Source organism: Kribbella sp. NPDC055071, from assembly GCF_053608045.1.
In genome coordinates this window covers 57368-72022 of the sequence record NZ_JBSGUS010000006.1, presented here as the reverse complement: position 1 = coordinate 72022, position 14655 = coordinate 57368, and the positions used below count along the sequence as shown (strand labels likewise).

General features: G+C 67.5%; 9 protein-coding genes. 7 read left to right on the top strand and 2 right to left on the bottom strand.

What is annotated here, in order from left to right; all coding sequences use genetic code 11:
• Positions 1 to 75: 75 nt before the first annotated feature.
• The 3 genes from ACWF4Z_RS12380 to ACWF4Z_RS12370 all read left to right on the top strand — a co-directional run bounded on the left by ACWF4Z_RS12380 (position 76) and on the right by ACWF4Z_RS12370 (position 7869).
• A complete protein-coding gene (locus ACWF4Z_RS12380; RefSeq protein ID WP_452243077.1) occupies positions 76 to 786 on the top strand; it encodes a transporter substrate-binding domain-containing protein in 711 nt (236 codons plus the stop codon).
• A gap of 152 nt (positions 787 to 938) precedes the next feature.
• Positions 939 to 4277, top strand: coding sequence for a S8 family serine peptidase (locus tag ACWF4Z_RS12375; RefSeq protein WP_452243076.1), 3339 nt, complete (start codon positions 939 to 941; stop codon positions 4275 to 4277).
• A gap of 379 nt (positions 4278 to 4656) precedes the next feature.
• Positions 4657 to 7869, top strand: a complete 3213-nt coding sequence (locus ACWF4Z_RS12370; RefSeq protein ID WP_452243075.1) for a S8 family peptidase — start codon at positions 4657 to 4659, stop codon at positions 7867 to 7869.
• Positions 7870 to 8719: 850 nt separating this feature from the next.
• On the opposite strand, the gene ACWF4Z_RS12365 is transcribed toward ACWF4Z_RS12370, so the two are convergent.
• Positions 8720 to 9712 (bottom strand): malate dehydrogenase, encoded by a 993-nt coding sequence (locus ACWF4Z_RS12365; RefSeq protein WP_452243074.1) that lies wholly within the window; start codon positions 9710 to 9712, stop codon positions 8720 to 8722.
• Between the two features lie 237 nt (positions 9713 to 9949).
• Here ACWF4Z_RS12365 and ACWF4Z_RS12360 point away from each other — a divergent pair, with 237 nt between their 5' ends.
• Both ACWF4Z_RS12360 and ACWF4Z_RS12355 read left to right on the top strand, forming a co-directional pair.
• Entirely contained in the window at positions 9950 to 11098 is a 1149-nt protein-coding gene (locus ACWF4Z_RS12360; protein ID WP_452243073.1) for a glycerophosphodiester phosphodiesterase, read from the top strand.
• A 39-nt stretch (positions 11099 to 11137) separates the two neighbouring features.
• Complete coding sequence (locus ACWF4Z_RS12355; protein WP_452243072.1) at positions 11138 to 11944, top strand: spermidine synthase; 807 nt, start codon at positions 11138 to 11140, stop codon at positions 11942 to 11944.
• On the opposite strand, the gene ACWF4Z_RS12350 is transcribed toward ACWF4Z_RS12355, so the two are convergent.
• Entirely contained in the window at positions 11907 to 12422 is a 516-nt protein-coding gene (locus ACWF4Z_RS12350) for a helix-turn-helix domain-containing protein (protein ID WP_452243071.1), read from the bottom strand. The genes ACWF4Z_RS12355 and ACWF4Z_RS12350 overlap by 38 nt on opposite strands.
• Positions 12423 to 12497: 75 nt before the next feature.
• Between ACWF4Z_RS12350 and ACWF4Z_RS12345 the strand changes: the two genes are divergently transcribed.
• Positions 12498 to 13355 carry an MOSC domain-containing protein gene (locus ACWF4Z_RS12345; protein WP_452243070.1) on the top strand — a complete coding sequence of 286 codons (858 nt, stop codon included), beginning with the start codon at positions 12498 to 12500 and terminating at the stop codon, positions 13353 to 13355.
• Positions 13356 to 13366: 11 nt separating this feature from the next.
• On the top strand, positions 13367 to 14650 hold the full coding sequence (locus ACWF4Z_RS12340; RefSeq protein ID WP_452243069.1) for a M1 family metallopeptidase: 1284 nt from the start codon (positions 13367 to 13369) through the stop codon (positions 14648 to 14650).
• The last annotated feature ends 5 nt before the right edge of the window (positions 14651 to 14655 follow it).

Below are 14655 nucleotides of genomic sequence, written 5' to 3'. Positions count from 1 at the left end.
GTTCTTGCGCACACAGTAAGAGCCACCGACTACTTACACAATGTCTCTGCAGAAATGGGTGGATAGTGTCCGGGTATGACGATGATTGGTGAGGATCTGGCGCCGACCGGCGTCCTGCGCGCGTCGATCAACCTGGGGAATCCGGTGCTCGCGCAGGGCACACCGGACGAGCCGTCGGGCGTGACCGTGGACATCGCGCGCGAGCTCGGACGGCGGCTCGAGTTGCCGGTGGAGTTCGTCTGTTTCGATGCCGCCCGGAAGTCGTTCGAGGCGATGACGACCGGTCAGGCGGACATCTGCTTCCTCGCGATCGACCCGGCGCGGGCGGCCGAGGTGGCGTTCACCGCACCGTACGCCGTGATCGAAGGCGTCTTCGCCGTACCGGCCGACTCGGCGCTGACCACGGTCGCCGACGTGGATGCCGAAGGAGTCCGGGTCGGCGTGAAGAAGGGTTCGGCGTACGACCTGTACCTGACCAGAACGTTGCAGCAGGCAACGATTGTGCGTGGCGACGAAGGTGTGGACGTCTTCCTGGCCGAGGGTTTGGAGGTCGCTGCCGGCATCCGCCAGCCGATCACCCAGTTCGTCGCCGCGAACCCCGAGGTCCGCCTGATCGACGAGCGCTTCATGCAGATCCAGCAAGCCGTCGGTACGACGAAAACCCGCAGCGCCGAGACCGTCGCCTACCTCCACACCGTCATCGAGGACCTCAAGGCCAGCGGTTTCATCGCCAAGTCCCTGGCCACCTCCGGCCAGTCCAGCGCCGAAGTCGCACCGCCTGCCTAACCCTGGCGACCCGGCAGGAACCTGCCGTGGCAGCAAGTTGCGGCAACCGAAGCGTGCTGCCAAAACATCTTCCGGTGAGTGGTCGATCGGATTCGTTCAGTGAGTGACCCGGTCGACCTCGTGTGAGGACAACCGATCGGGAGGGACTCATCGTGGTATCCACACCACGGTCGAGGCGTATCGGCGTAGCCGCCGTTGCTTCGATCACAGCCCTGGGCCTGGCGTTTTCTGCCCCCGCCCACGCGACAACGCAACCTCAACCTCGTCCACTCAAGGCGCCGGCGACGGCGAAGGCCGACCAGAGCGTCACGCTGCTCACCGGTGACCGCGTCATCCTGAGCGGCGGAGACGGCGGCCGCGCCACCCTGGTGCCGGGACCGGGCCGCAAGCACCTAGCCTTCAACTCGTACCGGCTCAAGGACCACCTGTACGTCGTACCGTCCGACATCCAGCCGCAGATCGCGAGCGGCAAGCTGGACCGCCGGCTCTTCGACGTGACCGAGCTGATCAAGGACGGGTACGACGACAAGTCGTCGAAGTCGATCCCCGTGATCGTGACCTACGGCGGTCAGGCCCAGAAGCGCGCGGCCGCTCCAGGCGCGACGGTCACCCACCAATTGCCGTCGATCAACGGCGCGGCTCTGAAGGTGGACAAGGCCAAGGCCGCCACCTTCCTCACCGGTACGACGGCAGCTCGGTCCGCCGCCGCGGTCGACAAGATCTGGCTCGACGGCAAGCACAAGGTCGCGCTGGACCAGTCGGTCCCGCAGATCGGCGGTCCGGTCGCCTGGCAGGCCGGCTACACCGGTAAGGGCATCTCGGTGGCTGTCCTTGACACCGGTATCGACGTCTCCCACCCGGACCTGGCCACCCAGGTGATCGGGGCGGAGAAGAACTTCACGGATTCCCCCGATGGTGACCACTTCGGCCACGGAACCCACGTCGCCTCGACCGTCGCCGGCACGGCCGCGGCCTCGAACGGCAAGTACAAGGGTGTCGCACCGGACGCCAAGCTGTACGACGGCAAGGTGTGCGACGACTTCGGCAGTTGCTCGGACTCGGCGCTCCTGGCGGGCTTCGAGTGGGCCGCGAACGAGGTCAAGGCGAAGATCGTCAACCTGAGCGTCGGCGGCACCGACCTCCCCGGCGTCGACCCGCTCGAGGAAGCCGTCAACCGGCTCACCGCGGAGACCGGCACCCTGTTTGTGATTGCCGCAGGCAACGATGGTCCCGGCGCCGGCACGGTCGGCTCGCCGGGTTCTGCTGACGCCGCACTGACGGTCGGTGCGGTCGACAAGCAGGACCAGCTGGCCGACTTCTCCAGCCAAGGCCCGCGGGTCGGCGACGGCGCAGTCAAGCCGGATGTCACCGCTCCGGGTGTCTCGATCGTGGCGGCGAAGGCGAAGGACTCGATCATCGGCGAACCGGTCGGCGACCAGTACCTACGTCTCGACGGTACGTCGATGGCCACCCCGCACGTCGCGGGCGCCGCGGCGCTGCTCCTGCAGGAACACCCGACCTGGACGGCGACCGACCTGAAGAGCGCCCTGATGACGTCGGCCAAGCCGGCCGCCAACCAGACCGCGTTCCAGCAGGGAGCCGGCCGGATCGACCTGACCCGAGGTATCAAGCAGACCGTGCTCGCCGAGCCGGCCAGCCTGTCCTTCGGTACGGCGTCCTACCCGCACGACGACGACACCCCGGTCACCAAGACGCTGACCTACCGCAACCTCGGCGACCAGTCGGTGACCCTCAACCTGGCCGCCACCTTCAACGCCCCGGACGGCACCCCGGCGCCGGCCGGAGCCTTCCAGCTCAGCGCCTCGACGGTGACCGTCCCAGCGGGCGGTACGGCGTCGGTCCAGGCGACCTCGAACACCAAGAACGACGGACCGAACGGCGCCTACTCCGGCCGGGTCACCGCGACCGCCGGCGACACCCAGGTCACCACCGCGGTCGGCACGGTCAAGGAGGGCGAGAGCTACAACCTGACCCTGAACGTGATCGGTCCGGACGGCAAGCCGGGTACGTTCGAAGGGATTCTGAGCGGAGTCGACAACGATCGGTTCGGCTTCATCGAGGGCGGTCCGACGGTCGAGAATCGGCTGCCGGTGGGTAAGTACCTGCTGCAGGCCAGCGCGTTCGTCGAACGCCCCGACGACCCGGACCAGCTCGACGTCTACACCCTGGTCCAGCCGTCGATCAAGCTGACCAAGGACACCACGGTGGTCGTGGACTTCCGGACCGCGAAGCCGATCAAGGTGACTGTGCCCAAGGCCGGCGCCTCGCCGGCACTGGCCGTGTTCGGATACGAGCGAGCGCCCGAGGAGAATGGCGTGGGCCTGAGCTCGTCGGTCCTGCTGCAAGACTTCACCGGAGCGTACTCGGGTCAGATCGGCGACGAGACCCTGCCGGGAGACCAGATGGCCGGCTACGTCGCCTCGCAGTGGGCTGATGCCGGTGCCGACGGGACGTACACGAACACGCCGTACCTGTACGGCCAGATCAACGAGTTCGCCGGACGCTTCCCGACCGGATTCGTCCGGAACGTGCGGGACAAGGAACTGGCCGTCGTGCACCAGCAGATCAACGCCGCCAGCGACCGGATCGTCTCGGTGGCACACTTCGGCAGCGGTCCGAACGGCGCGGGCGGTTGGTCGGCCGACCTGAACTTCACCCAGCCGTCGAACACCCGTCTGCTGCTGGATGCCGAGCCGGCGAGCTGGATGCACAAGCTGAACGAGATCGTTCCGAGCACGGACCCGAATTGGCCGTTCCCGGACGACATCACCCAGCTGATCAGTACTGCGACGTACAAGGCCGGTAAGAAGTACGACGAGCGGTTCAACGCGGCCGCCTTCACCACGGCGCCGGGCTATGCGGCGCGGTCCGGCGACGCACTGGGGATCAACACCTACTCGCTCCAGGACGCCGACGGACACCGTGGGTTCACCGCGGTGGACACCCAGTCCGCCAAGCTGCTCCACGACGGCACCGTGATTGCCGAAGGCGACTACTTCGGTGGGGTCTACGTCGACGGCCTGCCGGCCGGGAAGGCGAAGTACACCTTGGAGACGTCACAGACCAGGCCGTCGTACGCCGGGTTCACGACCAGGACGGATCTGAGCTGGACGTTCACCTCGGCCGCGACCGCGGACGAGACGCTCCTTCCGTACGTCGGGGTTCGCTATCAACCGAAGGTCGACAAGCACAACATCGCCGACCGTACGACGGTGACCTCGCTGCCGGTGACTGTGGTGGCGCAGGAGGGTGCGACCGTGCCGAAGCTGCGGACCGTGACGGTCAAGGTGTCCGGTGACGACGGCAAGACGTGGCATGACGCTGCGGTCGCGCCGACCGGGCACGGCACGTACAAGGCGATCTTCGTGACGCCGAAGGGCGCCAAGGCGATCTCGCTGCGGGCCCACGTGGTCGATCGTGACGGGAACGTCTTCGACGAGACCACCATCGGGGCGTACCCGCTGCGGTGATCCGCTGAAGTGACCCCCTGCCCGTCATGGACGGGCAGGGGGTTGCTGCCTTTACGGGCAGTAATCGTGCAGGTTCGTGCCGTGGCAGGCAGTTGATGCAACCGTACGGACCGGTGCGGACTCTTACCCAGGAGTGGTCGGGCGGCCGCGCTGTGTGAGGCGATCGGTCGACCCCTTGTGAGGAGCTGTGAGGACAACCGATCGGGAGGGACTCATTGTGATATCCACACCACGGTCGAGGCGCCTCGGCGTAGCCGCCGTCGCTTCGATCACAGCCTTGGGGCTGGGGCTGTCCGCCCCAGGCCAGGCTTCGGCCCAGAGTGCGGCCCAGAATTCGGGGCAGTCGCAACTTGTCGGGGCCGAGTCTGCGGCGACCGCAGTGCAGCGGCACGCCGCGGACAAGACCGTCACGCTCATCACCGGTGACCGGATCATCTTGTCCGGCGGTGACGCGACGCGCGCCTCGGTCCGGCCCGGTGCCGGGCGCGAACACCTGGCGTTCAGTACCCACCGCGTGAAGGGCCACCTGTACGTCGTACCGGCCGATGTCCGTCAGCAGGTTGCGAACGGCACGCTCGACCGCAGGCTGTTCGACGTCACCGAGCTGATCAAGGACGGGTACGACGACAAGTCGACCGGCTCGATCCCCGTGATCGTCACGTACGGCGGTCAGGCCCAGAAGCGATCGGCGGCACCGGGCGCGACGGTGGCGCGCCAGTTCCCGTCGATCAACGGCGCGGCTTTGAAGGTGGACAAGACCAAGGCCGCCACCTTCCTCACCAGTACGACGGCCGCTCGGTCCGCCGCCGGGATCGACAAGGTCTGGCTGGACGGCAAGCACAAGGTTGCTCTGGACCAATCGGTCCCGCAGATCGGTGCACCGACCGCGTGGCAGGCAGGCTTCACCGGTAAGGGCATCCCGGTCGCCGTTCTCGACACCGGCATCGACGTGACGCACCCGGACCTGGCGACCCAGGTGGTCGGTGCGGAGAAGAACTTCACCGATTCCCCTGACGGTGACCACTTCGGTCACGGCACCCATGTCGCGTCGACGATCGCCGGTACGGCGGCGGCCTCGAACGGCAAGTACAAGGGTGTCGCGCCGGACGCGAGGCTCTACGACGGCAAGGTCTGTGACGACTTCGGCAGCTGCTCGGACTCGTCGCTGCTGGCCGGGTTCGAGTGGGCCGCGAAGGAGGTCAAGGCGAAGGTCGTCAACCTGAGCGTCGGCGGTACCGATACCCCGGGTGTCGACCCGCTCGAGGAGGCCGTGAACCGGCTCACCGCCGAGACCGGCACCCTGTTTGTGATTGCCGCAGGCAACGAAGGCCCTGGTGCCGGCACGGTCGGCTCGCCGGGTTCTGCTGACGCCGCACTGACGGTCGGTGCGGTCGACAAACAGGACCAGCTGGCCGATTTCTCCAGCCAGGGTCCGCGGGTCGGCGACGGCGCGGTCAAGCCCGACGTCACTGCGCCTGGCGTCTCGATCGTCGCGGCGAAGGCGAAGGACTCGGTCATCGGCGAGCCGGTCGGTCAGTACTACCTGCGTCTCGACGGTACGTCGATGGCCACCCCGCACACCGCTGGTGCGGCCGCGATCCTCGCGCAGGAGCACCCCGAGTGGAAGGCCGCGGAGCTCAAGAGCGCACTGATGGGATCCGCGAAGCCGGCCGCCGGTCAGACCGCGTTCCAGCAGGGCGCGGGCCGGATCGACGTGGCCAAGGGGATCAAGCAGACCGTGCTCGCCGAGCCCGGCAATCTGTCGTTCGGTACGGCGATCTGGCCGCACGGCGACGACACCCCGGTCACCAAGACCCTGACCTACCGCAACCTCGGCGACCACGCCGTCACGCTCAACCTGACCGGTTCACTCGCCGGCCCGGACGGCGCACCTGCGCCGGCGGGTGCGTTCCAGCTGAGCGCCACCTCGGTCACGATCCCGGCGGGCGGTACGGCGTCGGTGCAGGCCACCTCGAACACCAACAACGCCGGCCCGGACGGCAGCTACTCCGGCCGGGTCACCGCGACCGGCGGCAACACCACCGTGACCTCTGTAGTGGGTGTCGTGAAGGAGGCCGAGAGCTACAACCTGACGCTGAGCGCGATCGGACCGGACGGCAAGCCGACGCCGATCTTCGGGTTCCTGGACAAGCTGGACGGGACTCAGTCCCAGTTCGTCGGCACCGGCCAGGACACCGTGACGTACCGCCTGCCGAAGGGTGAGTACATGGCTGACATCACTCAGTTCGTCGAGCAGCCGGACGGTTCCTTCAGCACCTATGAAGTGGTGCACCCGTCGATCCAGCTGACGAAGGACGCCACGATCGTCTTCGATGCTCGGACCGCCAAGCCCGTCAAGGTCACCGTGCCGCAGGCCGACGCGGAGACCGCGCTCGTCGACCTCGGCTTCGACCGACGGGCTGCTGATGGCAGCTACGGGCTGAGCTCCGGGACGCTCTTGGAGAACTTCGCCGGCGTCTACACCGCGATGATCGGCGCGGCGTTGCCGCCGGACCAGCTGACCGGTCACGTCACCTCGCAATGGGCGAAGCGTGGTGCGGACGGCACCTTCGACAACTCGCCGTACATCACCGGCCAGGTGAACAGCTTCCCGGGTGTGTTCCCGACCGGATTCATCCGGGCGGTCAAGACCAAGGACCAGGCCGTGCTGCGGCAGTCGATCAACGCCGCCAGCAACCGGCAGATCGAACGGATCCTGTGGGGTTCGGCCCCGGGGATGAACGGCAGTTGGTCGATCGTTCTCGACTACGGCAAGGCGCCGCTGGCCGCGACCGTGTACGCCGACGCCAAGCCGGCCACCTGGCAGACCGAGAATCGGGAGATCATCCCGAGCACCGACCCGAACGACCCGTTCCCGCAGGTTGTCACCCTCCTCACATCGCCGGTCAAGGAATACCGGGGCGGGGCGACGTACCGGCAGCGGGCCAACGCGGCGGCGTTCACGATCGCGCCGGATGTTGCGGTGCGGACCGGGACGGGCGAGCTGATCGTGTCGGGCTACAACCTCGCCGGCGCGGACGGTGATCGCGGGTTCACCGCGACCGACGCCGAGTCCAGCACGTTGAAGCGGGACGGGCAGGTCGTTGCCGAGTCCCCGTACTTCGGCTTCATCGTGACGGACGGGCTGCCGGCCGGGAAGGCGACGTACACGCTGGAATCGTCGCAGACGCGGCAGACGTACTCGGCGTTCAGCACCAGGACGGATCTGCGCTGGACGTTCTCGTCGGCAGCGGCGAGTCAGGACACCAACCTGCCGATGCTCGGGGTGCGCTACCAACCCAAGGTGGACAGGCACAACGTGGCCGAGCGGAAGCCGGTCACGGTCCTGCCGGTGGTGATCGACGCCGCGGCGGGGACGACGCCACGGATCAAGAAGCTGGAGATCCAGGTCTCCGGCGACGGCGGCAAGACCTGGCACAAGGCCGCAGTCGCGCCGACCGGCCACGGCACCTACAAGGCGATCTTCGCAACGCCGAAGGGCGCGCCGACGATCTCACTGAAGTCTCACGTGGTCGACGCGGCCGGCAACATCACCGACCTGACCGTGATCGGTGCGTATCCGCTGAAGTAAGCAGCGGGCGAGCAGAAAAATAGAGAGCTGGGTGCCTGGCGAGGGCGGCGGCCCGCCCAGACCAGCCAGGCACCCAGCTCCTCTCCGAGGGTTATTCAGAACCCTCAAAGAAGAGGGTTATTCAGAACCCCATAGAAGAAGAGCAAGGGAAAGAAACAGCAGGGACAGAAAGATAAAGTGGCTGGGTGCCTGGCGGGCTCGGTGCGTAGGTGCGGCCAGTCGGTGGCCTTCGGGTGAGGAGTGCAGCGACTCACCGCATGCGAGGGGCCGGCGCCGCTGAGGACCAGCCACTGAGTGAGCAGGGCTCCAGGCCATCACAATCCACGGTCCCGGCGGGTATCAGGCCTGAGTCTCCTGCCGGACGACGATTGTGATGGCCTGGCGGTCGGGTGCGGCCGATCGTCGGTTCAACCACCACTGTCGGCCCGGAACAGTCAGGTTCGGGGAGGATCTCTTCCCTGATCAGGCGCGATATCCTCCCAAACCTCCTTCCCGCCGCCGACCCCAGCCAGGGACCCAGTCCCTGTGTGGATCGTGGTCGGCCAGACACACCCCACCACGCCACAATCCACGACTCGAACCACCCAGCGGGCACGCAAGGCATCCGCACCCGGAAGGGGAGGACCGCTCACTCAGCGACTGGTCTTCGACAGCCCCGATCCCTCATGCACCGCGGTCATCGCCTTCCCGGCACGCCAACCACAGGCCGCCCGCACCTATGCACCGAGCCCGCCACGCGCCCAGCAACTCTGTTTTTCTTTGGATCTTCCTTGTTCTTTGCTCTTGTCTTTGAATGACTTGGCGGTCCCAGGCGTTGCCTGGGACCGCCAAGTGTTTGGGTGTTGGGTTGTCAGCCGAGGAGGTTGAGGGATTCTACGGCGTCTCGTTCTTCGTTGAGTTCGGCGACGGTGGCGTTGATGCGGTTCTGGGAGAAGTCGTTGATGTCCAGGCCCTGGACGATTTCCCAGTTGCCGTCCTTCGTGGTGACCGGGAAGGACGAGATCAGGCCGGCGGGTACGCCGTACGAGCCGTCCGAGACGACGGCCATCGAGGTCCAGTCGCCGTCGGCCGTGCCGCGCAGCCAGTCGCGGGTGTGGTCGATCGTGGCCGCGGCGGCCGAGGCGGCGCTGGAGGAACCGCGGGCCTCGATGATCGCGGCGCCGCGCTTCTGCGTGGTCGGCAGGAAGTCGTTCTCGATCCAGTCCTGGTCGTTGATGACCTCGACGGCGCTCTTGCCGGCGACCTCGGCGTGGAAGATGTCCGGGTACTGCGTCGAGGAGTGGTTGCCCCAGATCGTCAGCTTCTTGATCTCGGTCACCGGGGCGCCGGTCTTCTTCGCGATCTGCGCCATCGCCCGGTTGTGGTCCAGGCGGGTCAGCGCGGAGAAGCGCTCGGTCGGGATGTCCGGCGCGTTGCTCTTGGTGATCAGCGCGTTCGTGTTGGCCGGGTTGCCGGTCACGGTGATCCGGATGTCGTCGGCGGCGTGGTCGTTCAGCGCCTTGCCCTGGACGGTGAAGATCGCGCCGTTGGCCTCGAGCAGGTCACCGCGCTCCATCCCCTTGGTCCGCGGGCGGGCGCCGACCAGCAGGGCCACGTTCGCGCCGTCGAAGATGGTGTTGGCGTCATCGCCGATCTCGATCCCGGCCAGCGTCGGGAACGCGCTGTCCTCGAGCTCCATCACGACGCCCTCGAGCGCCTTCAGGGCCGGCGTGATCTCCAGCAGGCGCAACTCCACCGGGGTGTCCGGCCCGAGCAGCGCACCGCTCGCGATCCGGAACAGCAGGCTGTAGCCGATATTTCCAGCGGCCCCGGTTACGGCCACCTTCACCGGTGTAGTGCTCACGACACATCGCTCCCATCAGTCTTTGTGTGGTTCGGACGCTAGCAACCTCCCCACCCCAACCCAACCCTGGGGCCGCACCTTCTTCCTCACATCACTGCACCGCTCGGAGCTCCGCGGGTGCGCAAAGTCACCTGGGCGAGGGGCGGATCGTTCACCGGACAGCCATCCGGCGTACGTCGGCGGGCCGCTGAGGTGCCCAAGTGTGGCGCTCAGTCCCTGATCTGTAAGGAGAAACACATGAAGCGAACGGTGTTGCCCCGCCGGTTCGTCCCGGTCGCGGCCTCGGCGCTGGCCGTGGCGGCCGCCGTCCTGGTCCCCCAGGCGGTCCCGAACTCGGCTCCGTCCACCGGTGCCGCGGCGCAAACGGTCCAGGCCGACAAGCACCGCGACGACTTCGTGATCATCGGGCACCGGGGTGCCTCCGGCTACCGGCCCGAGCACACGTTGGCGTCGTACGAGCTGGCCGCGCGGATGGGCGCCGACTACATCGAGCCCGACCTGGTCACCACCAAGGACCACGTGCTGGTGACCCGGCACGAGCCGGAGATCGGCGGTACGACGGATGTCGCGAGCCACCCGGAGTTCGCCAACCGCAAGACCACCAAGCTGCTGGACGGGGTCGCGACCACGGGTTGGTTCACCGAGGACTTCACGCTGGCCGAGCTGAAGACGCTACGCGCCAAGGAGCGGATCCCGGCGATTCGGCAGCACAACACGGTCTTCGACGGGCGGTACCAGATCCCGACGTTCCAGGAAGTCATCGACCTGACCCGCCGGCTGTCCAAGGAGCTCGGCCGGCCGATCGGGATCTACCCGGAGACCAAGCACCCGACCTTCTTCCGTCAGCAGGGCCTGCCGCTCGAGCCGGAGCTGATCAAGACCCTGAACCGCAACGGCCTGAACCGTCCGGACGCCAAGGTCTTCGTGCAGTCCTTCGAGGTCGGCAACCTGAAGGCGCTGTCCAAGCAGCTGCGGGTCCCGCTGGTCCAGCTGACCAGCTCGGTGGGTGCGCCGTACGACTTCGTCGCCGCCGGGGACAAGCGCACGTACGCCGACATCTGCAGCGCGGCCGGTCTGCGTGAGGTCGCGAAGTACGCCGACGGCCTCGGCCCGTCGAAGGACCAGATCATCCCGCTCGACGCGGCCGGCAAGCTCGGCACGCCGACCAGCCTGGTCGCCGACGCACACCGCGCCGGCCTGGTCGTCCACCCGTACACGTTCCGGGTCGAGAACACCTTCCTCCCGGCCGACTTCGACAGCGACGCCGTCGCGACCGACTCCGGCAACCTGTTCGGCGAGATCGCCGCCTTCCGCAAGACCGGGATCGACGGGTTGTTCACGGACAACACGGATGTTGCCGTCGCCGAGGAGCGCGAGGGTAAGTAGCTGTAAAGCGCGACAGTAGGTAGCTGTAAAGATGGGTGGGTGGAGCGCAGGGTTGGTTCGGGGCTGGCGAGTGTCGAGGCTGTTGCCGATGGCACGTTCGTGCTGCGGGTCGACGGGTCGCTGCAGTCCCAGGTCGACCTTGCCGACCCCACCCATCTGTCGTTCGAGTACATGCGCCGCATCGGCGACGTCGTGGACGCGGTCGCGCCCCGGCGTCAGCCGATCGCGGTGCTGCACGTCGGCGGCGCGGCGCTGAGCCTGCCCAGGTACGTCGCCGCGACCCGTCCCCGCTCCCGGCAGATCGTCCTCGAACCCGACGAGGACCTGACCGACTTCGTCCGCGAGACACTCCCGGTGCCGAAGCGCTCCGGCATCAAGGTCCGCCCGGTCACGGGCCGCGCCGGCATCGCCGACGTGTACGACGACTCCCTCGACCTCGTCATCCTGGATGCGTTCGAGCACGAGGCGGTCCCGGCCAACCTCGTCACCGCCGAGTTCTTCGCCGAGTGCGCCCGGGTCCTCCGCCCCACCGGCGTGCTGGTCGCGAACCTGATCGACGGATCCGCCGGCCTGCCGTTCATCCGTCGTACGACGGCGACCGTACGCGACGCGATCGGCGACGGTGTCCTTCTCGCCGAGCGACGGATCCTGCGCGGCAAAGGCTTCGGGAACGTCATCGTGGTCGCCTCACCCCAGCCCGTCCCCGACCTCACCGCGGCCGGGCGCAAGGCTCAACCGCCGTACGACGTGATGCCGTTGGGCGACCTGGCTGGTAAGGCGGCACCGCTCACCGACGCCGAAGGGTTCGTCACGCCGCAGGCGCCGCCCGCGATCTTCCGGAGCTGAGCCGGTCCAACGCCGCCGCGGCCGCCGTCCGCTCACCGGCCGTCCCACCGACCGCGTGCACCAGCTGATCGAGCCGATCCCGCCCGGCCAGCCGGGTCCCCTGGAACCACGCCTGGATCGTGGTCCTCGGGATCCCGGTCAGCTGCTCGAGCGTGCGCAACGAGTGCGGCCGCGCGAGCGCCGACAGCGCGATCCCCAACTCCTCCAGCGAATCGGCCACCCGCAACAGCCCAACCACATCGCGCGAATCCCGGCTGGCAGCCTCCCAGTGCCGCCGCCAAACCGGAAGAAGCTCAGCTGGTACGCCGCAACCCGCCAGGAACGCCGTCGCGACCTCCCAGGTCGGCAACTGCCTCCCACTCGTCGCCCGCACCAGATGCGCATGCGAGTAATGCGCCCGATCCGCGAGCTCCCGATAGGTCACCCCGGCCTGGCACCGAACCCGCTGCAACGCGGCGGCGAACCCAGCGACATCCATGTCAGCCTCCTCGCGATCAAACATAATCCAACACGATCAAACAAATCAAGAGACGGGTGCCGGTATGATCGAGCAATGTCCGTCGCGAGGGTTGCCGCTCTGAAGTACTACCCGGTGAAAGGCCTGACCGGGATCCCCGTCGAGACCGCGCAGGTTGGTCCGACCGGGCTGCGGGACGACCGGAATTTCATGCTGGTCGAGCCCGATGGGTCGTTCCTGAGTCAGCGCAGCCTGCCCGCGATGGCGTCGTTGCGGGCGGAGCTTGCCGGTGACGTGCTGCGGTTGAGCGGGCCGGACGCGCCGGATCTCGAGGTCGACATCCGGTACGACGGGAAGCGCCGGGACGTCAGCCTGTTCGGCAACTGGTTCGGGCAGGGCGTTGTGCAGGATCCCGCCGCGGATGCCTGGTTGACCGAGCGACTCGGCAAGCCGGCGGGGCTGGTGCGGGTGACTCCGGAGCATGACCGGCCGGGGTGGGGTGTGCATCGCGGGCTGACCGGATTCGGTGACGCGCACGCGCTGATGATCACGTCGTTCTCGTCGCTCGACGGGCTGAACGCGCGGATGGTCGAGGGTGGCGGCGAGCCCATCCCGATGAACCGCTTCCGTCCGAACCTCGTCATCACGGGCTGGCCCGAGCCGCACACCGAGGACCGGGTCCTGCGGATGTCGGCGGGCTCGGTCGAGATCGGATACTCGGCCCGTGGGATCCGGTGCGCGGTCCCGACCGTCGACCAGGCGACCGGTGCGAAGTGTGGTCCGGAGCCGACCCGGACGTTGGCATCGTACCGGCGTGAGCCCACCTATGGCGGCGGTGTCAGCTTCGGCATCAAGGCCGCGGTGCTTGCCGAGGGCACCATCTCCGTCGGCGATGAGATCTTGGTACACGAATGGATCCCGGCCGGGACGGACCCGGCCCAGGACGGTCGGTAACGTCCTGACCCGTGCTCCGGGTCATATCGTTGCTACTGGCATCAGTCTCGTTGTTCGCGGCAACCGCTCAGGCAACTGCTCAGGCAGCCCCGGCAACCGCCGAGGTCCCGCGCGCGCCGGGGATCCCGTCGTACCAGGTCGAACTGACGGGCAGCGCCGACGGCGCGACCTGGTCCGGGCGGGAGACGGTTGCCTTCACCAACACCTCGTCCGATCCACTACCGGAGATTTACCTGCGGTTGTGGGGAAATGCGCGCGCCTGCGGTGCCGTGAAGGTCGTCGGTGCGGTGACGACGGCTGATTGCACAGTGGCGAAGGTCGTGTTGCCGAAGGTCCTCGAGCCGGGGCAGCGTACGTCGATCACCGTCGACGTCACGATGACTGCGCCGGACCGGCAGGATCACTTCGGCCGATCGGGCGCATTCAGCTTCTTCGGCAACGCGCTGCCGGTGCTCGCAGTCCGCGATGACAAGGGCTGGCACCTCGACCCGGATGTCGGGATCGGGGAGAGCTATTACACCGTCGCCGCCGACTTCGCCGTACGGTTGACGCATCCGAGCGGGATCGCCGTTCCGTCGACCGGTGTGACGAAGGATGGACTCACGATCGCCAAGCAGGTCAGGGATTTCGCCTGGGCGGCCGGGCCGTTCCAGACGACGACGGCGAAGTCTCCGGGTGGTGTCACGGTGCGTACCTGGGCGACGCCGACGGTCACCGCCGCCGCGGCCGCCGCGTCGCGGGCCGAGGCGATGAAGGAAATCGATGACTTCGGCAAGCGCTTCGGTGCCTATCCGTACGGCGAGCTCGACCTGGTCCTGAACGATCGATGGACGTCGTTCAGCGGGATGGAGTATCCGGGGTTCGTGTTGCTGATCTCGCCGGAGAGTCCGGTGGCGCACGAGGTCGCGCATCAGTGGTGGTACGGGATCGTGGGCAACAACGAGTACGCCGATCCCTGGCTGGACGAGGCGTTCGCGACCTACTCGACCCAGCTGCAGGACGGCGATCAGCAGCCGAACTGCTGGCCGGGACGATTGCCTGGGGCAATCACTTCGGACATGGGCTACTTCGGCGCGCACCAGTCGTCGTACGGGCCGTACGTCTACACCTACGGCGCTTGCATGCTGCACGACCTGGAGCGCGTGCTCGGCTCACCCGCGATGGCCAAACTGCTGGCGTCGTACGCGAAAGCCCACTGGTACGGCGTTTCCACGCCGGCTGACTTCAAGAACGCTGCCCAGGCCGCCACCATGACCGACCTGGGCGCGTTCTGGAGCTCACACGCGATGAACTAGTGCCC